The 22,149-nt window shown below is 65.8% G+C and carries 22 protein-coding genes and 1 other RNA gene; 15 read left to right on the plus strand and 8 right to left on the minus strand.

The genetic code is table 11. The features are described from left to right. Positions 1-172: 172 nt before the first annotated feature. A complete protein-coding gene (locus tag RHOOR92_RS0102630) occupies positions 173-1,171 on the plus strand; it encodes an RluA family pseudouridine synthase (RefSeq protein WP_015447697.1) in 999 nt (332 codons plus the stop codon). Here RHOOR92_RS0102630 and RHOOR92_RS0102635 read toward each other — a convergent pair whose 3' ends face one another. Further along, positions 1,172-1,513 carry a 4a-hydroxytetrahydrobiopterin dehydratase gene (locus tag RHOOR92_RS0102635; protein WP_007508217.1) on the minus strand — a complete coding sequence of 114 codons (342 nt, stop codon included), beginning with the start codon at positions 1,511-1,513 and terminating at the stop codon, positions 1,172-1,174. 155 nt (positions 1,514-1,668) lie between these two features. On the opposite strand from RHOOR92_RS0102635, the gene RHOOR92_RS0102640 reads away from it, so the two are divergent. After that, on the plus strand, positions 1,669-2,277 hold the full coding sequence (locus tag RHOOR92_RS0102640) for an NfuA family Fe-S biogenesis protein (protein ID WP_007508219.1): 609 nt from the start codon (positions 1,669-1,671) through the stop codon (positions 2,275-2,277). A gap of 75 nt (positions 2,278-2,352) precedes the next feature. On the opposite strand, the gene RHOOR92_RS0102645 is transcribed toward RHOOR92_RS0102640, so the two are convergent. Together RHOOR92_RS0102645 and RHOOR92_RS0102650 are read right to left on the minus strand one after the other, a co-directional pair. Then, positions 2,353-2,706 (minus strand): cytochrome c, encoded by a 354-nt coding sequence (locus RHOOR92_RS0102645; RefSeq protein ID WP_007508221.1) that lies wholly within the window; start codon positions 2,704-2,706, stop codon positions 2,353-2,355. A 19-nt stretch (positions 2,707-2,725) separates the two neighbouring features. After that, positions 2,726-3,046 carry a cytochrome c gene (locus RHOOR92_RS0102650; RefSeq protein ID WP_015447696.1) on the minus strand — a complete coding sequence of 107 codons (321 nt, stop codon included), beginning with the start codon at positions 3,044-3,046 and terminating at the stop codon, positions 2,726-2,728. A gap of 200 nt (positions 3,047-3,246) precedes the next feature. Here RHOOR92_RS0102650 and ssrA point away from each other — a divergent pair. Then, positions 3,247-3,601: a transfer-messenger RNA gene (gene ssrA, locus RHOOR92_RS19155) on the plus strand. 52 nt (positions 3,602-3,653) lie between these two features. Here ssrA and smpB read toward each other — a convergent pair. Then, complete coding sequence (gene smpB, locus RHOOR92_RS0102655; protein ID WP_007508226.1) at positions 3,654-4,145, minus strand: SsrA-binding protein SmpB; 492 nt, start codon at positions 4,143-4,145, stop codon at positions 3,654-3,656. A 137-nt stretch (positions 4,146-4,282) separates the two neighbouring features. Between smpB and RHOOR92_RS0102660 the strand changes: the two genes are divergently transcribed. Together RHOOR92_RS0102660 and RHOOR92_RS19160 are read left to right on the plus strand one after the other, a co-directional pair. Then, entirely contained in the window at positions 4,283-4,714 is a 432-nt protein-coding gene (locus RHOOR92_RS0102660; RefSeq protein ID WP_007508228.1) for a type II toxin-antitoxin system RatA family toxin, read from the plus strand. After that, positions 4,707-4,985, plus strand: coding sequence for an RnfH family protein (locus tag RHOOR92_RS19160; protein WP_015447695.1), 279 nt, complete (start codon positions 4,707-4,709; stop codon positions 4,983-4,985). The genes RHOOR92_RS0102660 and RHOOR92_RS19160 overlap by 8 nt, the downstream gene beginning before the upstream one ends. A 22-nt stretch (positions 4,986-5,007) precedes the next feature. Here the strand turns inward: RHOOR92_RS19160 and bamE are convergent, their stop codons facing one another. Continuing rightward, positions 5,008-5,478, minus strand: coding sequence for an outer membrane protein assembly factor BamE (bamE, locus tag RHOOR92_RS0102665; RefSeq protein WP_007508233.1), 471 nt, complete (start codon positions 5,476-5,478; stop codon positions 5,008-5,010). A gap of 74 nt (positions 5,479-5,552) precedes the next feature. Between bamE and fur the strand changes: the two genes are divergently transcribed. Beyond that, positions 5,553-5,975 (plus strand): ferric iron uptake transcriptional regulator, encoded by a 423-nt coding sequence (fur, locus tag RHOOR92_RS0102670; protein WP_007508235.1) that lies wholly within the window; start codon positions 5,553-5,555, stop codon positions 5,973-5,975. Positions 5,976-6,280: 305 nt separating this feature from the next. Here the strand turns inward: fur and RHOOR92_RS0102675 are convergent, their stop codons facing one another. Further along, positions 6,281-7,873 (minus strand): MASE1 domain-containing protein, encoded by a 1,593-nt coding sequence (locus RHOOR92_RS0102675; RefSeq protein ID WP_007508237.1) that lies wholly within the window; start codon positions 7,871-7,873, stop codon positions 6,281-6,283. A 96-nt stretch (positions 7,874-7,969) separates the two neighbouring features. On the opposite strand from RHOOR92_RS0102675, the gene RHOOR92_RS0102680 reads away from it, so the two are divergent. Beyond that, positions 7,970-8,605, plus strand: coding sequence for a response regulator transcription factor (locus RHOOR92_RS0102680; protein WP_015447694.1), 636 nt, complete (start codon positions 7,970-7,972; stop codon positions 8,603-8,605). Between the two features lie 12 nt (positions 8,606-8,617). Here RHOOR92_RS0102680 and recN read toward each other — a convergent pair whose 3' ends face one another. Next, positions 8,618-10,291: a DNA repair protein RecN gene (recN, locus tag RHOOR92_RS0102685; protein WP_015447693.1), complete on the minus strand. Its 1,674-nt coding sequence runs from the start codon at positions 10,289-10,291 to the stop codon at positions 8,618-8,620. Between the two features lie 123 nt (positions 10,292-10,414). Between recN and hrcA the strand changes: the two genes are divergently transcribed. The 5 genes from hrcA to dapB all read left to right on the plus strand — a co-directional run bounded on the left by hrcA (position 10,415) and on the right by dapB (position 16,291). Then, a complete protein-coding gene (gene hrcA / locus RHOOR92_RS0102690) occupies positions 10,415-11,485 on the plus strand; it encodes a heat-inducible transcriptional repressor HrcA (protein ID WP_027484961.1) in 1,071 nt (356 codons plus the stop codon). Positions 11,486-11,567: 82 nt separating this feature from the next. Further along, a complete protein-coding gene (gene grpE / locus RHOOR92_RS0102695; RefSeq protein ID WP_027489523.1) occupies positions 11,568-12,101 on the plus strand; it encodes a nucleotide exchange factor GrpE in 534 nt (177 codons plus the stop codon). A gap of 154 nt (positions 12,102-12,255) precedes the next feature. After that, a complete protein-coding gene (gene dnaK, locus RHOOR92_RS0102700; protein WP_007508248.1) occupies positions 12,256-14,175 on the plus strand; it encodes a molecular chaperone DnaK in 1,920 nt (639 codons plus the stop codon). A gap of 133 nt (positions 14,176-14,308) precedes the next feature. Further along, positions 14,309-15,439, plus strand: coding sequence for a molecular chaperone DnaJ (gene dnaJ / locus RHOOR92_RS0102705; RefSeq protein WP_027489524.1), 1,131 nt, complete (start codon positions 14,309-14,311; stop codon positions 15,437-15,439). A 51-nt stretch (positions 15,440-15,490) separates the two neighbouring features. Beyond that, positions 15,491-16,291: a 4-hydroxy-tetrahydrodipicolinate reductase gene (gene dapB / locus RHOOR92_RS0102710; protein WP_027489525.1), complete on the plus strand. Its 801-nt coding sequence runs from the start codon at positions 15,491-15,493 to the stop codon at positions 16,289-16,291. Positions 16,292-16,332: 41 nt separating this feature from the next. Here the strand turns inward: dapB and RHOOR92_RS0102715 are convergent, their stop codons facing one another. Continuing rightward, entirely contained in the window at positions 16,333-17,028 is a 696-nt protein-coding gene (locus RHOOR92_RS0102715; protein WP_007508253.1) for a 2OG-Fe(II) oxygenase, read from the minus strand. A 218-nt stretch (positions 17,029-17,246) separates the two neighbouring features. Here RHOOR92_RS0102715 and carA point away from each other — a divergent pair, with 218 nt between their 5' ends. From carA to greA, 3 genes are read left to right on the plus strand one after another with little or no spacing between them, the layout of a single operon-like run. Beyond that, positions 17,247-18,383: a glutamine-hydrolyzing carbamoyl-phosphate synthase small subunit gene (gene carA / locus RHOOR92_RS0102720; protein WP_007508255.1), complete on the plus strand. Its 1,137-nt coding sequence runs from the start codon at positions 17,247-17,249 to the stop codon at positions 18,381-18,383. After that, the gene (carB, locus tag RHOOR92_RS0102725) at positions 18,376-21,603 is read left to right on the plus strand and encodes a carbamoyl-phosphate synthase large subunit (RefSeq protein ID WP_007508257.1); all 3,228 of its coding nucleotides are present in this window, start codon (positions 18,376-18,378) and stop codon (positions 21,601-21,603) included. Before carA ends, carB begins: the two co-directional genes overlap by 8 nt. After that, positions 21,600-22,076, plus strand: a complete 477-nt coding sequence (gene greA / locus RHOOR92_RS0102730; protein ID WP_007508260.1) for a transcription elongation factor GreA — start codon at positions 21,600-21,602, stop codon at positions 22,074-22,076. The genes carB and greA overlap by 4 nt, the downstream gene beginning before the upstream one ends. Positions 22,077-22,149: the final 73 nt, after the last annotated feature.

The following is a 22,149-nucleotide window of genomic DNA, read 5'->3' on the forward strand; positions in this document are numbered from 1 at the left end:
ATCGGACAAACGACGGCCCAAACCGTTACGATGAAAGGGAGTCGCGACCGGCCGCCCGAAGGCAACTGGAGCAATCCTCGCCGACGTTACGGGCGGGCACTCGGCCCAGTCCGGACTTCGGCGGGCAGAATGTAGCGCCCGCCGAGTATCCTATTTCAGCAGGTTTTTTTCAATGCAGACGGCAACTTCCCATGATGCACCTCACGGTGTACGTCAAGTCGAGATCGGCCCCGAGCGGGACGGGCAACGCATCGACAACGCACTCGTGACGCTGCTCAAGGGCGTGCCCAAGAGCATGATTTACCGGCTTTTGCGCACTGGCCAGGTGCGCGTGAACGGCAAGCGAGCCAAGCCGGACACGCGTCTCGCCGACGGCGATACGCTGCGAATCCCCCCGGTGCGGGTGGCGGAACGGCCGGAGGAACGGGCCCCGGCCAGCGGCTTGGTGGCCTCGGTGGCCGACGCGATCATTTTCGAGGACAAGCACTTCCTGGTGATCGACAAGCCGGCCGGCGTGGCCAGCCATGGCGGCAGCGGGGTGAGCCACGGTGCGATCGAACTGCTGCGCGCCACTCGCCCGCAGGAGCACCTGGAACTGGTGCACCGGCTCGACCGCGACACCAGCGGCGTGCTGGTGTTCGCCCGTACCCGGGCGGGACTGACCGGTCTGCAGGCGGCGATCCGGGCCGGCGAGGTGACCAAGCAGTACCTGTGCCTGATGCTCGGCCACCCGTCCAAGGCGAAATTTGACGTGAACGCGCCGCTGCTGAAATCCGTGCTGCAGGGCGGCGAGCGGATGGTGCGGGTGGCCGACAACGGCAAGCCGTCGCTGACCTTTTTCCGCGAAATGGAGCAATACCCCAGCGCCCGCCTGATGCAGGCCACGCTGGGTACCGGCCGCACCCACCAGATCCGCGTGCACGCGGCACACATCGGCCATCCGCTGGCCGGCGACCCGAAATACGGCGATCGCGAGATGAACAAGCGCTACCGCGAGATGGGCCTGAACCGGATGTTCCTGCACGCCTCGCACATGAGTTTCGACCTGGACGGGCGTGCCTACAGCTTTTCCGCACCACTGCCGCAAGACCTCAAGGATTTTCTCGACGTGCTGGCGGTGAAGGGCAAGAGACTGGTGTGGATGCAGGAAAAATCACGCATCGACTTCTGATCAGCGCGCCAGCAGGGCATCGACCCGCGCCGCGCAGATGAAATCGTTCAGCGACAGGCCGCCCACGTCGTGGGTCGACCACAACACTTGGCAATGGCCGTAGCCGGCCTCGAGATCCGGGTGGTGGTCTTCCTGGTTGGCCATGAAGCCCACCGCGTTGATGAAGCCCAATGTGTGGTGGAAGTCGCTAAAACGGAAATCCTTGGCGATGGCCATGCCGTCCCCACGCAGCTGCCAGTCCGGCAGTTGCTGCAGCAGTTCGACCACCTGCGCGGCGTCCAGCGCATGTTCCTTGCCCTTGCGTGGTTGGCAATGCCGGCTGGCCAGGTCGTTGGCGTTCATGGAGGTCTCCATCGGGTTTGAGATTCTGGAAGGGTGAAGCGTCGAAGTTGCCTGCGCAAATGTCAAAGCACGCACCCGGACGCGAAACCGGACTAAAATGGTGCTGTTTCGCCGGTGTGGCCCGCCGGCATCGATTTGGCGACCCTGGAGCAGGCATGATCGAAATCTCGGAACGCGCGCAGCAGCATTTCCTGCGGCTTCTTTCGCAGCAAGGCATCGACGGGCTGGGCATCCGCCTGCGGGTGACCTCGCCGGGCACGCCGGCGGCCAACTGCGAGCTGGAGTTCTGCGAGCCCGCGGACCTGGCCGGTGGGGAGTGGACGATCGAATGCGCCGGCTTCGACTTCCATATCGACGGCGACAGCGCCAGCTGGCTGGACCAGGCCAGCATCGACTTCGAGCCGAACGCCACCGGTGGTCAGCTCAACATCCGCGCGCCGAAGATCAAGGGCGACGTACCCGGCGTGGAAGCGGGCCTGATCGAACGCGTGCGCTATGTGCTGGAAGCGGAGATCAATCCGAAACTGGCTTCGCACGGCGGCCGGGTCAGCCTGCTGGAGATCGATGCCAGCGGTGCCGTGCTGCTGCAGTTCGGCGGCGGCTGTCATGGCTGCGGCATGGTCGACGTGACATTGAAGCAGGGCGTGGAAAAGACTCTGCGCGAGCGGGTGCCGGAAGTGACCTCGGTGCGCGACGCCACCGACCATGCCTCCGGCGAAAAGCCGTACTACGGCAAAGCCGGGGGCAAGTCGGCACTCGCCTGAGTGGCGGCGCGGCCGCCAAAACAAAGGGCCCGCCAGATGCGGACCCTTTGTTCTTCGTACGACGCCGCGGCGGATTTACCTGTTGCCGCTGATGTGGCCTTTGAGGGTGTCGAGCTTGCTCGGCAGGCTGGAGAAGTACGCCGAAACGTCTTCGATGTCCTGGTCGGACAGGGTGGCCACCATGCCCTTCATGATCGGGTTGTCGCGCTGGCCTTCCTTGTATTCATGCAGCACGCGTTGCAGATAGAGGTTGTACTGGCCGGCGAGGCGCGGGTACTGCGGATCCACCGCATTACCGTCGGTGCCGTGACAGGCGAAGCAGGTGGCCGCCTTCTGCTTGCCGTTTTCGGCGTTGCCGGCGGCCAGCAATTGGGAGGAAGCGAACGCCAGGATGGCGCCGAATGAAAGCAGGGTGATCGCACGTTTCATGCGGGAAGTCCTTGGCTACTTACTTGGCGAGGCTGGAAAGATAGGCGGCGATGTTCTGGATGTCGGTGGCCGACAGGCTTTGCGCCTGCGCATCCATGGTCGGATGCTTGCGGCCCCCGCTCTGGTAGCCCTGCAGCGCATTGATGATGTATTGCTCGTTCTGTCCGGCAATTTTCGGCACCGGGTACTGCGGATAGGCATTGGTGTAGCCGGGCACGCCGTGACAACCGGCGCAGGTATAGACCAGTGCACGCCCGGCGGCCTTGTCGCCCTCGGCGTGAAGGCTGGTGGCAAAGAGGGCTGCGGCCACGGTCAGGCCAAGCAATGGCAATCGAGTCATCGAGATCATTCCCACGAGTGCGACGGATACGGAAGTACGCCAGTCACCAAGTATAGACGTTGCGTTAACACCCTAACAACACTCGACTTGACGTTGGTCAATGTTTGCGCAGCACATATCCGATATGGCCGGCTTCATCGCGCGGTATTGGTGTTGCGATGCATGCCCCCATATACTGTCGCAGTCGGATCGTTTTCCCCGGGGGTGTCCTGGCTTCGACGGGGGTAGTGAGATGACTTGGTGCATGCCGAGGGGGCAGCTTTCCTCGTTAATCCAGCAGCAAACTCATAGTTGCCAACGACGACAACTACGCTCTCGCCGCTTAAGGCGTAAGCCCCGAACCCACTTGTGCTCATGCTCGTCGGTGTAGGGTCATTATCATGAGATCGCCGAACGCTGCCGCCTGGCGGTTCTAGGCTAGATCAATCAGGCTGGTTCCGCGGTGCGCCTCGCCCATCGTGCTTGTCGCGGAACGAGATCGAACGGTGAGCTAAGCATGTAGATCCAGGCGTTGAACGCCTTCGGACGCGGGTTCGACTCCCGCCACCTCCACCAACACGAAACCCCCGAGCGATCGGGGGTTTTTTATGGTTCGAAGGTGGTGGCGTCAGGCGGCACGATTGTGCGAGCGCATGGTTCGCTGTTTTTCGATCTGCCAGTCGCGCTGCTTCTCAGTGTCGCGCTTGTCGTGCTCCTGCTTGCCGCGGGCAAGCCCGATCTCGACCTTCACCTTGTTGCCTTTCCAGTACATCGCGGTGGGCACCAGGGTATAGCCCTTGCGCTCGACCGCGCCGACCAGCTGATCGATCTCCTTGCGGTGCAGCAGCAGCTTGCGGGTGCGTCGGTCCTCGGCGACCACGTGGGTGGACGCGCTGATCAACGGCGGAATCGAGGCACCGACCAGGAAAAGCTCGTTCTTCAACACGACCGCGTAGCTGTCGCCGAAGTTGATCCGGCCCGCGCGCAGCGCCTTCAGCTCCCAGCCCTGCAAGGCGACGCCGGCCTCGAAGCGCTGGTCGATGTGGTATTCGAAGCGTGCGCGCTTGTTGAGCGCGATGGTGCCGCCGCCCTTGTTGTCCTTTTCCTTCGTTTTCGCCATGTCCGTTAAACTCGGGCGCGTCGCCCTGTGGTCGGCCCTGTCCCGTGGGGAACGGACTCGTTGAAAGGTGCAGCCATGGATAGCCGCTTCCTGATTCCCGCATTCAAGGACGAATGCAAGAACCATCGAGGATCGCCGTGATCGAAATTCGTCGCAGTGCACTGGTGAAATATTCACCAGCGCAGATGTTCAACCTGGTCAATGAGGTTGAAGCATACCCAAAGCGCTTCTCCTGGTGTGCCGGGGCCGAGATCCTCGGGCGCAACGGCGATGCCCTGGTGGCGCGGCTGGATCTCACGTTTGCCGGGTTTCACCAGAGTTTCACCACGCGCAACACGATCGACCCACCGCGGCGCCTGCGCATGGATCTGGTCGACGGCCCGTTTCGCAGCCTGGAAGGCACGTGGGATTTCATCGCGCTGGGCAACGCCGGCTGCAAGGTCGCGTTCGCGCTGGATTTCGATTACGCCGGCCGGCTCGGTGGAGGCGCCTTGAAACTGGGCTTCCAGGGATTGGCCGGTCGCATGGTGGACGACTTCTGCCGCGAGGCGGAGCGGGTCTATGGCTGAGCCTACCATTCGCGTCGAGGTGGTTTACGCCGGAGCGGGGCAACCGATCCGGCGTCGCGTCGAACTGGCCGATGGCAGCACCGTGATGCAGGCGATTGCTGCTTCGGGAATCGCCGCCTTGCTTCCGGGCGACGCGATTGATCCAGCTCGCCTCGGCATGTTTGCGCGAAGGGTGACACCAGAGCGGCTGCTGCGCGAAGGAGACCGGATCGAGATCTGCCGGCCACTGGTACTTGATCCGATGGAGGCGCGCCGTCGACGCGCTCGTTGAGGATCGGCCCGCCAGGCTCAGCTCAATGACCGTCGTTGCCGCCCGGATTGCCGCCCTGGCCGAAGCCGCCGTCGTTCTTCTTGTCGTCCGGTGACGTGCTCTTGTCGCCCTGGGTCTCGTTGACCGGGTAGCCGGCGTTGTATTTCTTGCTGTCCTTGATCAACTGCTGGGCATCCTGTGCAAAGAAATCGCCCTCGGTGCGCACCAGGGTGTCGTTGTTGAAGGTCAGGGTGAAGGTACGCACTTTCATCGCGCCGCCGCGGTGCGCCAAGGTCGATACGTAATCCCAGCGGCTCTGGTCGAACGGCGTATTCACCGAAGGCGTGCCCATCAGCACCAGAACCTGGTGCTTGGTCATGCCGGGCTTGAGCTGATCCACGGTTTTCTTGTCGAGCAGGTTGCCTTGCTGCACGTCGGGCTTGTAGACGATATGGCAGCCGGCGACGGAGAGCGCCAGCATGGCGAAAACCAGCAGGGTGATCAGCTTTTGCATGCGTGTTGCGTCCGGATCGTGAAGGTGTCGGATGATACACTACCGGCTCGGAAACGCCGTGTGCGGGGTGAGTCATGGAACAGGAAACCAAAGAGCTGCGCAGGGTTGGCCTCAAGGTGACTCATCCGCGCATGCGCATCCTGCAAATCTTCGACGAGGAGGGCACACAGCACCTCACCGCCGAGGATGTCTACAAGAAACTGCTGGCCCACCAGGAAGACATCGGCCTGGCCACGGTGTATCGCGTGCTGACCCAGTTCGAGGCAGCGGGCATCATCGTCAAGCACAATTTCGAAGGTGGCCAGGCTGTCTACGAGCTCGACCGCGGCAAGCACCACGACCACATGATCGATGTGGACAGCGGAAAAGTGATCGAGTTCATCAGCGAAGAGATCGAACGACTGCAGCACGAGATAGCCGCGAAGCACGGTTACGTGATCGAGGATCACAGCCTGGTGCTGTACGTGCGGCCGAAGCAGCGCGCGCACAAAAGCTGAGGGGCGTGCCGACCGCGGAGCATCGGCCCGGGCGTAAGGGCGCAGGCAGACGGACATAAAAAAGCCGCGGGGAGGACTCCTGTCCACCCGCGGCGGCTCCGCTACCTGCCGGTCGGCGACGCGAATGGCTCGCCATCGCCTTTTGACTCTCGCCAGGTAGCGGCGAAACGGCATCCTGCCGTTGTTTCAGAGCCTCCGTCCCCACGGCGACCCTGATCCACCATCTCGCGATGGTGGCTCCCCCACATCGATGGAAGGATGCTAACGAGGGCTTCACGTTTCCGGTATCGGAAAAATTCCTAGTTTCACCGGCTGTTTTCGGAGAAATGGTTGTTGCCCCGCAGCAAAATCCGCAGGTGGACACCGGCCGGCGTGGGACGCAGGCGGAACTGCCCACCCAGCGAAGTGACCCGGTCGCGCATGCCCTGCAGGCCGCGACCGCCCCGGGGCAGTCGACTGGGCAGGCCGGTGCCGTCATCGCGCAGATCGAGCAGGGCCACTGCGATGCCCTGGCGTTCGCCGATGCGCAGACGCAGACGGAACTCGCTGGCCTTGGCATGCTTGACGGCGTTGGTCGCGCTCTCCTGCACCAGCCGGTAGATCGCGGTGCGCGTGTCGTCGTCCAGCAGGCGCGGATCGCCGTGCAGTTCGGTACAGTAGGCCATCCCGGCGGCGTTCAACAGGTCGCGGATCGGACCCTCGTCGAGTGCGCGCAGCAATCCGAATTCGTCCAGCACGGCAGGGCGCAGGTCGTCCAACAGGCGGTGCAGGGCACGCCGCATATGGGCCAGGATGGTGTTGATCGAGGTACTGATGTCCTCCATGCCGGCCTGCAGCAGGCGTGCCTGGGCCAGTTTCACGTGGGTCTGGATCGCGGTGATGTTCTGGCCCAGTTCGTCGTGCAGTTCGGCGGCCAGGTGCCGGCGCTGGTTCTCGTCCGCCTGCAGGTTGCCGCGGGCGGCATCGCGCAATTGATGGGCCAACTGATCCAGGCGGCGATTGACCGCGCCCAGGTAGACGTTCTGCTCGGCGACTCGCTCGCTGCTCCGGCGCAATGCATCGGTGGCCGAACCCAGCATCAGCGCACCGGTCCCGGCCACGGCCAGGAACAGATAGGCCGCGGCGTTCGAGGGGGCGTGGCCCAGGTGCTGGTCGGCCAGGGTCATGCCGAGGCTGGTGATCAGCATGGCCAGGCTGGCGCCGCGCCAGCCATGGCGGAATGCGAAGAACAGCACCGGCGCCAGCGACAGCACGCGGGCGAATTGCGGCTGGGGAGCGGCTTGCTCGGACAGCACCAGCAGGATCGTCATGGAAGGCAGCATCACCAGCAGCCCATCCATGAACAGGCTGACCAGGGCGCGCTGCTCGATCCGGGTACGCAGCAGCATGATCATCAGCGGCACGATCAGCAGGATGCCCAGGTAGTGGCTGAGCAGTTCCTCGCCGAGTACGCCGATGATCAATTCCGGCGAGCCCGGCGTGCTGACCAGTGCCAGCAGGGCGGCGTCGACGGCGGTGGTGGCGGTCACCACCAGCACCACGGAAAGCAGCAGGCGGGTCACTTCCTGCGGACTGTGCAGGCTGGCGTGCAGGTTGAATCGCCGCAGCAGCCACAAGCCGGCGGCCATCACCAGCGGCTCGGGCAACTCGTCGATGGCAAAGCCGAGCCAGCCCTGCGGCAGGCCATGGGCCAGGCCGATGCCGGCGGTGGCGACCAGTTCGCCACCCAGCAGCCAGCCCCAGTAACGGACCGGGGTCAGCAGCAGGGCGCCGAAACGCAGGCCGTACGGCAGCATCCAGTACGGCTGCACCGTCAGCCACAGCAGCAGCCACAGCAACAGGTAGCCGGCGGCAAGCAGCGGGCCGGAGTCGGGCAGGCGTAGGGGTTTCAGGCGCATGCGCGGATGTTACATGTGCGCCGCGGCGCGGTGGCCGGCCCGGCTGTCGGCGAGCCGGATGTGCATGACCGGGGAGTCCCTGTGTAAAGTAGTGGGATGTACAGCATCGTTCTGGTTGATGACCATGCCATCGTTCGCGAGGGTTTCAAGCGGCTGATCGAGATGGAGCCCGATCTCGACGTGGTGGCCGAGTGCCGCAGCGCCGACGACGCGGTCGAGGCGGTGGGACACTGGCACCCCGACCTGGTCGCCCTCGATCTTTCGCTGCCGGATGGCAGCGGGTTGCCGCTGATCGAACATTTGCTCAGCGTGCATGCGCAAACCCATGTGGTGGTGCTGAGCATGCACGACGGCGAGCCTTACGTGTCCGAAGCGCTGCGTCGCGGCGCCAGTGGCTACGTCACCAAGGGCGTGGCACCGGAGGAACTGGTGGCAGGCCTGCGTGCAGTGATGCAGGGCGAGTGCTTCCTCAGCTCCGACTTGCGCCAGCGCCGGGCCGACCGGCCGGATGCGGCGCTGGACCCGATCAACCGGCTGACCGCACGCGAGCGCGAGGTCTTCCTGCTGCTGGCCGGTGGTCGCGCGCCGAAGCAGGTAGCGGCGGAACTGGGTATCGGCCAGAAGACGGTCTACATCCATCGTGCCAGCCTGATGGGCAAGCTGGGCGCCGGTTCGGAACTGGACCTGTACCGGATGGCCACCGAGCGCGGGATGTTGCCGCCGGCCGGGTGAGCGGTCGCCGGATCAGACGGTCTGCGCGCGCTCCAGCATCTGCTTCGCATGGGCCCGCGTCTCGCGGGTGATCTCGACGCCGCCCAGCATGCGGGCCAGCTCGTCGCGCCGGCCGGCAGCGTCGAGCCGTTCGATCTGGGTACGGGTGGCGTCGCCATCGCTGGACTTGCTGACCCTGAGATGCGCATGGCCCTGGGCGGCCACCTGCGGCAGGTGAGTGACGCACAGCACCTGGCGCTGGACGCCCAGCGCACGCAGTTTCTGCCCGACCACTTCAGCGACCGCGCCGCCGATGCCGCTGTCGACCTCATCGAAGATCATGCTGCCGATGGTGTCCTTGCCCAGAGTGGCCACTTCGATCGCCAGGCTGATGCGCGCCAGCTCGCCGCCGGAGGCCACCTTGCGCAGCGGCCGCGGCGGCTGCCCGGGGTTCGCGCTCACCAGCAATTCGCAGCGCTCCTCGCCCTGCGGGTCCGGCTCGCTGCCGGCGGATGGCTCCAGCTCGACGCGCAGCAGCCCGCCGGCCATGCCCAGTTCAGCCATCAACGTGCTGACCTCGTCGCCAAGCCGGTCGCCGGCCGCCGCGCGCGCCGCGCTGAGCCTGGCCGCCGCACCGACGTAATCGTCCTGCAGTCGCCGGCGTTGCTCCGCCAGCCGTTCCAATGCGTCGCCGGCGCCTTCGAGCTCGGCCAGTTCGGCCTGCAGGGCGGCCAGCCGGTCGTGCAACTCGGCCACCGGCAGTCGGTGCCGGCGCGAGAGCTCGTGCAGGCGGGCCAGATGGTTGTCGACTTCGGTGAATCGCTGCGGGTCGAGGTCGACATCCTGCGCATAGCGCGCCAGGCCGTCGGCGGATTCGCCGAGCTGGATGCCGGCATTGTCGAGCAGTTCCAGCAGCGGGTTCAGCCTGTCGTCGAGCGCAGCCAGCTTGCCGAGTTCGGCGTGGGCCCGGCCGAGGGCGCGGCGCAATGCGAATTCGCTGTCGCCATCGAGCAGCTCGACCACGCCCGCAGAGCCTTCGGCCAGACGGCCGGCGTTGGCGAGGCGTCGGTGGTCCGCCTCCAGTTCGGCCAGTTCGGCAGGAGGCAGCGCCCATTTCTCCAGTTCGCCGATTTCATGGCGCAGCAGTTCGATGCGCTGGCCGCGATCGTCGCCGCCGCTGAGCTTGCGCATGCGCGCACCCAGCTCGCGCCACTGCGCGGCGCTGTCGCGCACTTGCGCCAGCAGCTCATCGTGGCCGGCGTAAGCATCCAGCAGGGCGAGCTGGTGTGGGCGCGACAGCAGCGCCTGGTGCTCGTGCTGTCCGTGGATCTCGACCAGCAGCGCGGCCAGCTCGCCGAGCTGGCGGGCGTTCGCGGGGCGGCCGTTGATCCAGGCCCTGGAACTACCCTCGGCGCGGATCACCCGGCGCAGCTGGCAGCCGCCGTCCTCATCCAGTTCCTCGCGCTGCAGCCAGTTGCGCGCGGCGGGCAGTCCGGTCAGATCGAATTCGGCCGCCAGTTCGGCGCGATCGCTGCCGGCGCGTACCATGCCGCTGTCGGCACGGGCGCCGGCCAGCAGCATCAGCGCGTCGACCAGCAGCGATTTGCCGGCACCGGTCTCGCCGCTGACCACGGTCAGGCCCGGGCCGAACGCGACCTCGGCGGCTTCGACGACGGCGAAATGGCGGACGTAGAGCGAAGTGAGCATGGGCAGGCTGGTGGTGGAATGGCGGGATTGTAGCGGCAGCCCGGCGGCACAAGACACCGTTCCACTTGCAAGCTGCGCGCGCAGACCTTATTTCTGTAGCGTCTCAAGGATTGCTACGACAGCATGATCAAGCCGCATGGCCACGACCTCGACGCGCGCGCGCGCCGCTTGTTGCGCACGCTGATTGCCCAGTACCTGGTCGATGGCGAGCCCGTCGGTTCGCGCACGCTGTCGCGTTCGTCCGGCCTGGACGTGAGCCCGGCGACGATCCGCAACATCATGGCCGACCTCGAGGATGCCGGGCTGGTCGCCTCGCCGCACACCTCGGCGGGGCGGGTGCCCACGCCGCGCGGCTTGCGCCTGTTCGTCGACAGCCTGATCGAACTGCAGCCGCTGCCGCGCGCGGAGATGGCCCGCCTGCAGCGTGAACTGCCGCCGGGGCCGACTACCACGCGCGACCTGCTCGGCAACGTGTCGACCCTGTTGTCGGCGATGACCCATTTCGCCGGTGTGGTCACCGTGCCGCGCCAGGCCGATTTCCCACTGCGGCATATCGATTTCATGGCGCTGCCGGACGCACGGGTGCTGGTGATCTTGGTGTTCAGCGACAACCAGGTGCAGAACCGCATCGTGCAACTGGCCCGGCCGCTCGGCAGCCGCGAGCTGGAGCAGGCGGCGAACTATCTGAACAGCCATTTCGCCGGTCTGCGCGTGGACGATATTCGCGCCCACCTGCTGGCCGAAGTGCGCAAGACCGGCAGCGAACTCAACCAGCTGCTGGCCAGCACGGTGGAGCTGGCCACCGCCTCGTTCGCACCGCCGGCGAGCGGCCCGGCTGGCCCGGACGTGCTGGTCAGCGGCCAGACCAATCTGATGGGCTACTCCGAGCTGGCCGACCTGCAGCGCCTGCGCGAATTGTTCGAGGCGTTCCAGCAAAAGAACGAATTGCTGCAGTTGATGGAAGTTTGCGCGCGGGCGCCAGGCGTACGCCTGTTCATCGGCGAGGAATCCGGCTTCACCGCACTCGACGGCTGCAGCGTGGTCACCGCCAGTTACGGCGCGCAGGGGCGCGTGCTCGGCGCGGTCGGCGTGATCGGCCCCACCCGGATGGCCTACGAGCGGGTGATCCCGGTGGTGCAGGCCACCGCCGGATTGCTCAGCGACGCCTTGAATCGCGCCGCCACGACCTTATAACCGCTGCGGGAGCGGGGTTTCTCGCCAATTTTCCAGGGCGGTCGGCATGCATGCCGGCCATTGACAATCGTTTGGAGTGAGCATGCAGAACAACGATCCGCAGTCGCCTGGCGATACGCCAGTCCAGGGCCAGCCGGGTGAATCGTCGAACACGGAACTGGAGAACCTGCAGGCGCGCGTGGCTGGGCTGGAGGCAAGCAATGCCGAGTTGCGCGAGACCGTGCTGCGCGAAAAGGCCGAACTCGAAAACCAGCGACGCCGACTGCATCGCGACCTGGAACAGGCGCGCCGCTTCGCCAACGAGAAACTGCTGAGCGAACTGCTGCCGGTCTACGACGGCCTGGAAAGCGGCCTTGCCGTGGAGGGCGGCGACGTCGCCTCGATGCGCGAAGGCCTCGGCCTGACCCTGAAGGCGCTGCTCAAGGTGGCCGAGAACCACGGCATGGCGCAGGTCGACCCGCTGGGCCAGCCGCTCGATCCGGAACGCCACCATGCGGTGAGCATGGTCGAGGCGCCGGGCCAGGCGCCGGGCACCGTGGTCAGCGTGCTGCAGAAAGGCTATGTACTGAACGATCGCCTGTTGCGTCCTGCGCTGGTCGCGGTCGCAAAGGACTGAGCGGCGCCGCTGCTGGCGCCCGCCTGAACGGCGCGGTGGCGGACATCGCCAAATCGCATCCGGGGCCTTGCCGGCATTGAATCGCCAAGGCAGACCCCCATCTGGAAACCATCGCGGCCGCGGGGGCCGCAAGCAAAATTCGGAGAGCAATCACATGGGCAAGATCATCGGTATCGACCTGGGCACGACCAACTCCTGCGTGTCCGTGATGGACGGCAGCACGACCAAGGTCATCGAGAACTCGGAAGGCGATCGCACCACCCCCTCCATCGTCGCCTTCACCAAGGATGGCGAGGTGCTGGTGGGCGCCTCGGCCAAGCGCCAGAGCGTGACCAATCCGAAGAACACCTTCTACGCGGTGAAGCGCCTGATCGGCCGCAAGTTCACCGACAAGGAAGTGCAGAAAGATCTGCACATCGTGCCCTACGGCATCCTCGCCCACGACAACGGCGATGCCTGGGTGCAGACCTCCGACGGCAAGAAGATGGCGCCGCAGGAAATCGCCGCGAAAGTGCTGATGAAGATGAAGAAGACCGCCGAGGACTATCTCGGCGAGACGATCACTGAAGCGGTGATCACGGTGCCGGCGTACTTCAACGACAGCCAGCGCCAGGCGACCAAGGATGCGGGCAAGATCGCCGGCCTCGACGTGAAGCGCATCATCAACGAGCCGACCGCGGCCGCGCTGGCCTACGGTCTGGACAAGAAGGGCGGCGACCGCAAGATCGCGGTGTACGACCTCGGCGGCGGCACCTTCGACGTGTCGATCATCGAGATCGCCGAAGTCGACGGCGAGAAGCAGTTCGAAGTGCTGGCCACCAACGGCGACACCTTCCTCGGCGGCGAGGACTTCGACATGCGCGTCATCGACTACCTGGTCGAGGAGTTCCAGAAAGAGCAGGGCATCGACCTGCGCAAGGATCCGCTGGCGCTGCAGCGTCTGAAGGACGCGGCCGAGCGCGCCAAGATCGAGCTGTCCTCGAACCACCAGACCGACGTGAACCTGCCGTACGTGACGGCCGACGCGTCCGGCCCGAAGCACCTCAACATCAAGCTGACCCGCGCCAAGCTGGAAGCGCTGGTGGAAGACCTGGTCAAGCGCACCATCGAGCCGTGCCGCACCGCGTTGAACGACGCCGGCCTGCGCGTGGCCGACATCGACGACGTGATCCTGGTCGGCGGCCAGACCCGCATGCCGAAGGTGCAGGAAGCGGTGAAGGACTTCTTCGGCAAGGAGCCGCGCAAGGACGTCAACCCGGACGAGGCCGTCGCCGTGGGCGCGGCGATCCAGGGCGGCGTGCTGGGCGGTTCGGTCAAGGACGTGCTGCTGCTCGACGTCACCCCGCTGTCGCTGGGCATCGAGACCATGGGCGGCGTGATGACCAAGCTGATCGAGAAGAACACCACGGTGCCGACCAAGGCCTCGCAGACCTTCTCCACCGCCGACGACAACCAGACCGCGGTGACCGTGCACGTGCTGCAGGGCGAGCGCGAGCGCGCCAGCGCGAACAAGTCGCTGGGCAAGTTCGACCTGCAGGGCATCGAGCCGGCGCCGCGCGGCATGCCGCAGATCGAGGTCACCTTCGACATCGACGCGAACGGCATCCTGCACGTGTCGGCCAAGGACAAGAAGACCGGCAAGGAACAGAAGATCGAGATCAAGGCCGGTTCGGGCCTGTCCGAGGAAGAGATCCAGCGGATGGTCGCCGACGCCGAGGCGAACAAGGAAGAGGACAAGAAGTTCCACGAACTGGTCGCCACCCGCAACAAGGCCGACCAGCTGGTGCACGCCACCCGCAGCGCGTTGAAGGAGCACGGCGGCAAGGTGCCGGCCGATCAGCTCAGCAGCATCGAGGGCGCGCTGTCCGACCTGGAGAAGGTCAAGGACGGCGACGACAAGGCGGCGATCGAGGCCAAGGTGGAGAAGCTGGAGCAGGTCGCCCAGGCGCTCCATGCCGCTGCGCAGGGTGGTGGCACGGCCGATGCCGGTGCACAATCCGCACCGGGCGGCTCGGCCCAGCCCGACGATGTGGTCGACGCCGAGTTCACCGAAGTGAAGGACGACAAGAAGTAATCGGCAAGCATTGTCGGCACGGCCGATGAATCAGCCCGTGCCGGGAAACCCCGGCACGGGCTGTCTGTTGATTGGGTATGCGGGACCGTCGACCTCGCCGGCCGGAGTGGTGACAAGCAGTGTGGATGCATGAATGAGCAAGCGTGACTACTACGAGGTGCTGGGCGTCGAGCGCAGCGTTGGCGAAGCCGAACTGAAGAAATCCTTCCGCCGGCTGGCAATGAAATACCACCCGGACCGCTGCCCGGACGACCCGACCGCGCAGGACAAGTTCAAGGAGGCCAAGGAGGCCTACGAAGTCCTGTCCGACGCGTCGAAGCGCGCGATGTACGACCAGCACGGCCACGCCGCCTTCGAGAACGGCATGGGCGGCGGTCGCGGCGGCGCCAGCTTCGGCGACATGGGCGACATCTTCGGTGACATCTTCGGCGACATCTTCGGCCGCAGCGGCGGCGGGCGTGGTCGGCCTCGACGCGGCGCCGACCTGCGCTACATCATCGAGCTGGACCTGGAGGAGGCCGTGTTCGGCGTCAGCCGGCAGATCGAGGTGCCGACCCAGGTCAACTGCCACCATTGCAACGGCAGCGGCTCGGAGGACGGCAAGATCAGCAAGTGCAAGACCTGCCACGGCCACGGCCAGGTACGCATGCAGAACGGCATCTTCTCGATCCAGCAGGCCTGCCCGCATTGCGGCGGCAGCGGCCAGGCGATTGAAAAGCCGTGCAAGAAGTGCCACGGCGAAGGCCGTCTGGAGGAAAACCGCACGCTGTCGGTGCAGATCCCCGAAGGCGTCGACAACGGCGACCGCATTCGCCTTTCCGGGCAGGGCGAGGCCGGCCCGGCCGGCGCACCGGCCGGTGACCTGTACGTGGAAGTGCGCGTGCGCGAGCACGACATCTTCCAGCGAGACGGCAACGACCTGTACTGCGAATTGCCGATCCGTTTCTCGCAGGCGGCTCTGGGGGCCGAACTGCCGGTGCCGACGTTGGAGGGCGAAGTACCGGTCAGCATTCCGCCGGAAACCCAGACTGGCACCCAGTTCCGCCTGCGCGGTCGCGGTGTCAAGTCGGTGCGCAGCAGCCGCCACGGCGACCTGATCTGCCGCGTGGTGGTGGAGACGCCGGTGCGGCTGACCAGGCAACAGCGCGAATTGCTGGAGTCGCTGGAAGCCACCTTCGAGAGCAGCGACGCCGGCAAGCATACGCCGCGTGCCAAGGGCTGGGTCGACGGCGTGAAGAAATTCTGGTCCAAGGTCACCGCGTAAATCCCGTTGCGCGGTTAGCATGTACGCCCCGACTCTGCGAGCGCGCCGCCCATGACCCGTCCCCTTCGCCTTGCCTTGAGCGGCGCCTCTGGTCGCATGGGCCGCGCGCTGCTCGACCTGCTCGGCGGGGACGAGCACATCGAACTGGTGCATGCCGTGGTGGCGCCCGGTTCGGTTCACGACGGCCAGCCGGTGCCCGGCTCCGCGGCGGGTTTCCTGCGTTATGCACATGACTGGCTGCACGCGCCGCCGATCGATGTCGTCATCGACTTCAGCAGTCCCGCCGCGCTGGCACATGCGCTCGATCATTGCCTCGCGCAAGGTGCGGCGCTGGTCAGCGGCACTACCGGCATCGACGCCGCGCTCGAGGCGCGGCTGGCCGATGCCGCCCGGCGCATCGCGATCCTGCGCGCCGCCAATTTCAGCCTGGGCGTGGCGGTGTTGACGCGCCTGCTGCGCGAGGCAGCGGCGGCCCTGCCGGACTGGGATCTGGAAATCGTCGAGGCGCACCACGGCCGCAAGCAGGATGCGCCGTCCGGTACCGCGTTGGCGCTCGGCCGGGCGGCGGCGGTGGCACGCGACACCACGCTGGAAGCAGCGGCGGTCTGCAGCCGTGAAGGCCGTACCGGCGAGCGGAACGAAGGCAGCATCGGTTTCGCCGTGGTACGCGGCGGCGACATCGTGGGCGAACACACCGCCATGCTGATTGGGCAGGGCGAACGACTGGAGCTGATCCATCGCGCCACCGACCGCACGATCCTCGCGCGTGGCGCCTTGCACGCAGCACACTGGCTGGCGGGGCGTGCAGCAGGGTCATGGCAATTGGACGACATGATCGCCGCGCCGCGCTGAGCCGCCAGCGCCAGCATGGTGCGCCCACGGCGTGATCGGATTCAGTCGCGATGCGAAGCGTTGCGATCGCGGCCTGCGCCCAGCCGGGTATCGAAACTACCGAACAATTTCTTGAAAGCGCGTGAGAACTTGCCGCGTTTCGTCTTGCGCCGCTTCTCTTCTTCGCTGGTCAGCCAGGCCACCTGGATCACCCGCCGCTCGCCTTCGTAAGGCAAGTGGCCGTGGAAGGAGTTCTCGCAGCGCTTGAACACGGCGAACTCGCCGTAGAGCGGCGCCAGCTCCGGTGCCACGATGCTGTCGATGTCGTCGATCTTGCGCAGAAAGCGCAAGCAGCCGTCGCTGGTGTCCGGCCATTGCGGGTTCAGATAGATCAGCGCGGTGACCACCTTGGACTTGCTGTCGGTATGGATGGTGCCGTGGCGCTTGTTGAGCAGGCGGCACAGTGTCACCAGGGTCGGGTACTGGTCGAGATGCTCGACGCCCAGGCGCGCGCCGATGGCACGGGCAAACGCCGGCGCGGTCATGCTCTCGATCAGCGCGTTGACGCTCGGGCCGCAGTCGGCCAGGTCGTAGGGGAAAAAGCCGGCGCTGGCGTATCGCGGAAAGTCGCGATCCAGGTCGTCGCGCACTTCGTCGGGCAACTGACCGTGCGCCATCATGAACGGGAAAGGCTGGTGCTGAACCGTGGTATCCGGACGATCGAGACGGGCGGGATCGAGCAGTACGGCAGCACGCATGGGGCATCGGACTCCGGCAAAACAGTGGCCTAGTGTAGCGCCGACCGCTCGGCGCAAAAGAGCCAGGGAATGCCCGGATTCACGTTCTGTGAGGTGGACAGAAACGACCTCGCCGCTTATCATTTCCACCCGCCCGAATTTCTTTCCCCACCAAAGCTCCACAAGCCAGCAATACTGCGGCTTGCGGATTTTGCTGCATCCAAAAGGCGGTTACCCCGATGCCTATTCCTGCCCTGCTGGCCCTCGAAGACGGTAGCCTGTTTCATGGTTACGCCGTCGGCGCTGTCGGCGAGACCGTCGGCGAGGTGGTTTTCAACACGGCGATGACCGGCTACCAGGAAATCCTCACCGATCCTTCCTACGCACGCCAGATCGTCACGCTGACCTATCCGCACATCGGCAACACTGGCGTCAACGCCGAGGACGTCGAGTCCACCGCGGTGCATGCGGCCGGACTGATCGTGCGCGACGTGCCGCGCCGCGCCAGCAGCTGGCGCAGCACCGAGAGCTTGCCCGATTACCTGAGGCGCCACGGCACGGTCGCGATCGCCGGCATCGACACCCGTCGACTGACCCGCATCCTGCGCGACAAGGGCGCGCTCGCCGGCTGCATCGTGGCGGGCGAGCAGGTTGACGCGGAAACGGCGCTGGCCAAGGCGCGCGCGTTCCCCGGCCTGAACGGCATGGATCTGGCCAAGGTGGTCAGTACCGCCAGGCCGTACGTGTGGAAGCAGGGCGTGTACGACCTCGACCGCACCGCGTTCAACCAGCCCGCGACGCGCTTCAAGGTGGTCGCCTACGACTTCGGCACCAAGCTCAACATCCTGCGCCTGCTGGCCGAGCAGGGTTGCGAGGTCACCGTGGTGCCGGCGCAGACGCCCGCCGCCGAAGTGCTCGCCATGCAGCCCGACGGCGTGTTCCTGTCCAACGGCCCCGGCGATCCGGCGGCGTGCGATTATGCCATCGCGGCGACCCGGCAATTCCTCGACGCGAAAATTCCGCTCTTCGGCATCTGCCTCGGCCATCAGCTGATGGGCCTGGCGCTGGGTGGCAAGACGCTGAAGATGAAGTTCGGCCATCACGGCGCCAATCACCCGGTGAAGGATCTGGACGACGGCCGCGTGCTGATCACCAGCCAGAACCACGGCTTCGCGGTGGATCCGGCCACGCTGCCGGCAAACGTGCGGCTTACCCACACCTCGCTGTTCGACGGTTCGCTGCAGGGCTTCGCACTGACCGACCGGCCGGCGTTCTGCTTCCAGGGCCATCCCGAAGCGAGCCCGGGCCCGCTCGACATCGGCTATCTGTTCAAACGTTTCGCCGCACTGATGCAGGAGGCCCGCACGCATGCCTAAGCGCACCGATATCAAGAGCATCCTCATCATCGGCGCCGGCCCGATCGTGATCGGCCAGGCCTGCGAGTTCGACTACTCCGGCGCGCAGGCCTGCAAGGCGCTGAAGGAAGAGGGTTTCCGGGTGATCCTGGTGAACTCCAACCCGGCCACGATCATGACCGATCCGGAGACCGCCGACGCGGTGTACATCGAGCCGATCAACTGGCAGACGGTGGAGCGCATCATCGCCAAGGAGCGCCCGGATGCGGTGCTGCCGACGATGGGCGGCCAGACCGCGCTGAATTGCGCGCTGGACCTGGCCGACCACGGCGTGCTGGAGAAGTACCAGGTCGAACTGATCGGCGCCAGGCGCGAAGCCATCCGCATGGCCGAGGATCGCGAACTGTTCAAGCAGGCGATGACCGAGATCGGGCTGGAAAGCCCCAAATCCGACGTGGCCAAGAGCTTCGAGCACGCAGTGGAGATCCAGGCCAGGCTCGGCTTTCCGGTGATCATCCGGCCCAGCTTCACGCTGGGCGGCACCGGCGGCGGCATCGCCTACAACAAGGAAGAGTTCGAGCTCATCGTCAAGCGCGGCCTGGAAATGTCGCCCACCCACGAAGTGCTGATCGACGAATCGGTGCTGGGCTGGAAGGAGTTCGAGATGGAAGTTGTCCGCGACACCGCGGACAACTGCATCATCATCTGCGCCATCGAGAACCTCGACCCGATGGGCGTGCACACCGGCGACTCGATCACCGTGGCGCCGGCGCAGACGCTCACCGACAAGGAGTACCAGCGCCTGCGCGACGCGAGCATCGCGGTGCTGCGCAAGATCGGCGTGGACACCGGCGGCTCCAACGTGCAGTTCGGCGTCAACCCCGTCGACGGCCGCGTGGTGGTGATCGAGATGAACCCGCGCGTGTCGCGCTCGTCCGCGCTGGCGTCGAAGGCGACCGGCTTCCCGATCGCCAAGGTCGCCGCCAAGCTGGCGGTGGGCTACACGCTGGACGAACTGAAGAACGACATCACCGGCGGCCTGACGCCGGCCTCGTTCGAGCCGTCGATCGACTACGTGGTCACCAAGATCCCGCGTTTCGCCTTCGAGAAGTTCCCGGCGGCCGATGCGCGCCTGACCACGCAGATGAAGTCGGTCGGCGAGGTGATGGCGATCGGCCGCAGCTTCCACGAGTCGTTGCAGAAGGCCTTGCGCGGGCTGGAGATCGGCAAGACCGGCCTCAATCCCACCGGCCTGGACCTCGGCACCGACGACGGGCTGGCCGTGCTCAAGCGGGAATTGCGCGAGCCGCGCCCCGATCGCGTGTTCCATCTGGCCGATGCGTTCCGCGCCGGGCTGTCGCTGGAGGAAGTGTTCAACCTCAGCCGGGTCGATCCGTGGTTCCTTGCCGCGTTCGAGGACATCGTGCTGACTGAAGCGGAGATCACCCGGCAGGGCATCACCGCGCTCGATGCGCCGCGCCTGCGCGAGCTCAAGCGGCTCGGCTTCGCCGACGCGCGCATTGCCGAGCTGATCGGTACCGACGAAGCCGCCGTGCGTCACCTGCGCCACACCCTGGGCGTGCGCCCAGTGTACAAGCGGGTGGATTCCTGCGCGGCCGAGTTCGCCACCAGCACCGCCTACATGTATTCGACCTACGAGGAAGAATGCGAAGCGGCGCCGACCGGTCGCGACAAGATCATCGTGCTCGGCGGCGGCCCGAACCGGATCGGACAGGGCATCGAGTTCGACTATTGCTGCGTGCATGCCTCGCTGGCGCTGCGCGAGGATGGCTACGAAACCATCATGGTCAACTGCAACCCGGAGACGGTGTCGACCGATTACGACACCTCCGACCGCTTGTACTTCGAACCGCTGACGCTGGAGGACGTGCTGGAAATCGTCCACGTCGAGAAGCCGAAGGGCGTGATCGTGCAGTACGGCGGGCAGACCCCGCTGAAGCTGGCGCGCGCCTTGGAAGCGGCCGGCGTGCCGATCATCGGCACCAGCCCCGACTCGATCGACCTGGCCGAGGACCGCGAGCGCTTCCAGCACATGATCGAGAAGATCGGCCTGAAGCAGCCGCCGAACCGCACCGCGCGCAACGCCGACGAGGCGCTGGCGTTGGCCCGCGAGATCGGCTATCCGCTGGTGGTGCGGCCGAGCTACGTGCTCGGCGGCCGCGCGATGGAAGTGGTGCATGACGACGCCGACCTGTCGCGCTACATCCGCGATGCGGTGAAGGTATCGAACGATTCGCCGGTGCTGCTGGACCGCTTCCTCGACCACGCGGTCGAAGTCGACGTGGACGTGATCGCCGATGCCGAAGGCACCGTGCTGATCGGCGGCATCATGGAGCACATCGAGGAAGCCGGCGTGCATTCGGGTGATTCGTCCTGCTCGCTGCCGCCGTATTCGCTGAGCACGTCGATCCAGGACGAGATGCGCCGTCAGGTCAGCGCGATGGCGAAAGAGCTGAAGGTCATCGGCCTGATGAACACGCAGTTCGCGATCCAGGGCGACACCGTCTATATCCTGGAAGTGAATCCGCGCGCATCGCGCACGGTGCCGTTCGTGTCCAAGGCCACCGGCGTGCCGCTGGCCAAGATCGCCGCCCGTGTGATGGCCGGGCGTTCGCTGATCAGCCTGGGCGCGACGCGCGAGGTGATCCCGGCGTACTACTCAGTGAAGGAGGCGATCTTCCCGTTCCTGAAGTTCCAGAACGTCGACCCGATCCTTGGCCCGGAGATGCGTTCGACCGGCGAGGTGATGGGCGTGGGGCGCAGTTTCGGCGCGGCGTTCGCGCGTGGCCACGAAGCGGCCGGGATCAAGGCGCCGACGGTCGGCAAGGCGTTCCTGTCGGTGCGCGACGGCGACAAGGATCGCCTGTTGCCGGTGGCTCGCGAGATCATTGCACGCGGCTTCAACCTGGTGGCAACCGCCGGTACCGCCAGCTACCTGACTGGGCACGGCGTGGCCTGCGAGCGGATCAACAAGGTGCTCGAGGGGCGTCCGCACATCGTTGACCTGATCAAGAACGGCGAGATCGTCTATATCGTCAACACTACCGAGGGCAAGCAGGCGATCGCCGATTCGTTCTCGATCCGGCGCGAGGCGCTGCAGCATCGCGTCACCTATTCCACCACGGTGGCTGGTGCCCGCGCGCTCGTGCATTCGCTGGACTTTCACGGCGACGGTGAAGTACACAGCCTGCAGGAACTGCACAAGGAGCTCAGCGCATGAGTCGCGCTCCCATCACCAAGACCGGCTCCGAGCGCCTGCGCGCGGAACTGGAGCGGCTGAAATCGGTCGAGCGTCCGCGCATCATCGCGGCGATTGCCGAGGCCCGCGCCCACGGCGACCTCAAGGAGAACGCGGAGTACCACGCGGCGCGCGAACTGCAGAGCTTCACCGAGGGCCGCATCGCCCAACTGGAGGCCTTGCTGTCGACCGCCGAGGTCATCGACGTCGCCCGACTCAACCCGGGCAACCGCGTGGTGTTTGGCGCCACCGTGGATCTGGAGGACGAGGACTCCGGTACCCTAGTGACCTACCAGATCGTCGGCGACCTGGAGGCGGACATCAAGCAACGGCTGATTGCGGTGTCCTCCCCGATCGCCCGCGCGCTGATCGGCAAGAGCGCCGGCGACAGCTTCGAGTTCACCGCACCGAACGGCGTCAAGCACTACGAGATCATCGACGTCCGTTACGAGTGACGGCTTGCGCCGCCGCAGGCCGCAGGAACACCCACGAAAAAGGCCGCTTGCGCGGCCTTTTTCGTGGCATCGT

This window comes from Rhodanobacter sp. OR92 (assembly GCF_000427545.1).
GTDB classification, from domain to species: Bacteria; Pseudomonadota; Gammaproteobacteria; order Xanthomonadales; family Rhodanobacteraceae; genus Rhodanobacter; species Rhodanobacter denitrificans.

What these genes read in the sequence shown, in the direction of transcription:
- RHOOR92_RS0102630 (WP_015447697.1), top strand. Translation starts at nt 173, where the DNA reads ATGCAGACGGCAACTTCCCATGATGCACCTCACGGTGTACGTCAAGTC.
- RHOOR92_RS0102635 (WP_007508217.1), bottom strand. Translation starts at nt 1,513, where the DNA reads ATGAACGCCAACGACCTGGCCAGCCGGCATTGCCAACCACGCAAGGGC.
- RHOOR92_RS0102640 (WP_007508219.1), top strand. Translation starts at nt 1,669, where the DNA reads ATGATCGAAATCTCGGAACGCGCGCAGCAGCATTTCCTGCGGCTTCTT.
- RHOOR92_RS0102645 (WP_007508221.1), bottom strand. Translation starts at nt 2,706, where the DNA reads ATGAAACGTGCGATCACCCTGCTTTCATTCGGCGCCATCCTGGCGTTC.
- RHOOR92_RS0102650 (WP_015447696.1), bottom strand. Translation starts at nt 3,046, where the DNA reads ATGACTCGATTGCCATTGCTTGGCCTGACCGTGGCCGCAGCCCTCTTT.
- smpB (WP_007508226.1), bottom strand. Translation starts at nt 4,145, where the DNA reads ATGGCGAAAACGAAGGAAAAGGACAACAAGGGCGGCGGCACCATCGCG.
- RHOOR92_RS19160 (WP_015447695.1), top strand. Translation starts at nt 4,707, where the DNA reads ATGGCTGAGCCTACCATTCGCGTCGAGGTGGTTTACGCCGGAGCGGGG.
- bamE (WP_007508233.1), bottom strand. Translation starts at nt 5,478, where the DNA reads ATGCAAAAGCTGATCACCCTGCTGGTTTTCGCCATGCTGGCGCTCTCC.
- fur (WP_007508235.1), top strand. Translation starts at nt 5,553, where the DNA reads ATGGAACAGGAAACCAAAGAGCTGCGCAGGGTTGGCCTCAAGGTGACT.
- RHOOR92_RS0102675 (WP_007508237.1), bottom strand. Translation starts at nt 7,873, where the DNA reads ATGCGCCTGAAACCCCTACGCCTGCCCGACTCCGGCCCGCTGCTTGCC.
- RHOOR92_RS0102680 (WP_015447694.1), top strand. Translation starts at nt 7,970, where the DNA reads ATGTACAGCATCGTTCTGGTTGATGACCATGCCATCGTTCGCGAGGGT.
- recN (WP_015447693.1), bottom strand. Translation starts at nt 10,291, where the DNA reads ATGCTCACTTCGCTCTACGTCCGCCATTTCGCCGTCGTCGAAGCCGCC.
- hrcA (WP_027484961.1), top strand. Translation starts at nt 10,415, where the DNA reads ATGATCAAGCCGCATGGCCACGACCTCGACGCGCGCGCGCGCCGCTTG.
- grpE (WP_027489523.1), top strand. Translation starts at nt 11,568, where the DNA reads ATGCAGAACAACGATCCGCAGTCGCCTGGCGATACGCCAGTCCAGGGC.
- dnaK (WP_007508248.1), top strand. Translation starts at nt 12,256, where the DNA reads ATGGGCAAGATCATCGGTATCGACCTGGGCACGACCAACTCCTGCGTG.
- dnaJ (WP_027489524.1), top strand. Translation starts at nt 14,309, where the DNA reads ATGAGCAAGCGTGACTACTACGAGGTGCTGGGCGTCGAGCGCAGCGTT.
- dapB (WP_027489525.1), top strand. Translation starts at nt 15,491, where the DNA reads ATGACCCGTCCCCTTCGCCTTGCCTTGAGCGGCGCCTCTGGTCGCATG.
- RHOOR92_RS0102715 (WP_007508253.1), bottom strand. Translation starts at nt 17,028, where the DNA reads ATGCGTGCTGCCGTACTGCTCGATCCCGCCCGTCTCGATCGTCCGGAT.
- carA (WP_007508255.1), top strand. Translation starts at nt 17,247, where the DNA reads ATGCCTATTCCTGCCCTGCTGGCCCTCGAAGACGGTAGCCTGTTTCAT.
- carB (WP_007508257.1), top strand. Translation starts at nt 18,376, where the DNA reads ATGCCTAAGCGCACCGATATCAAGAGCATCCTCATCATCGGCGCCGGC.
- greA (WP_007508260.1), top strand. Translation starts at nt 21,600, where the DNA reads ATGAGTCGCGCTCCCATCACCAAGACCGGCTCCGAGCGCCTGCGCGCG.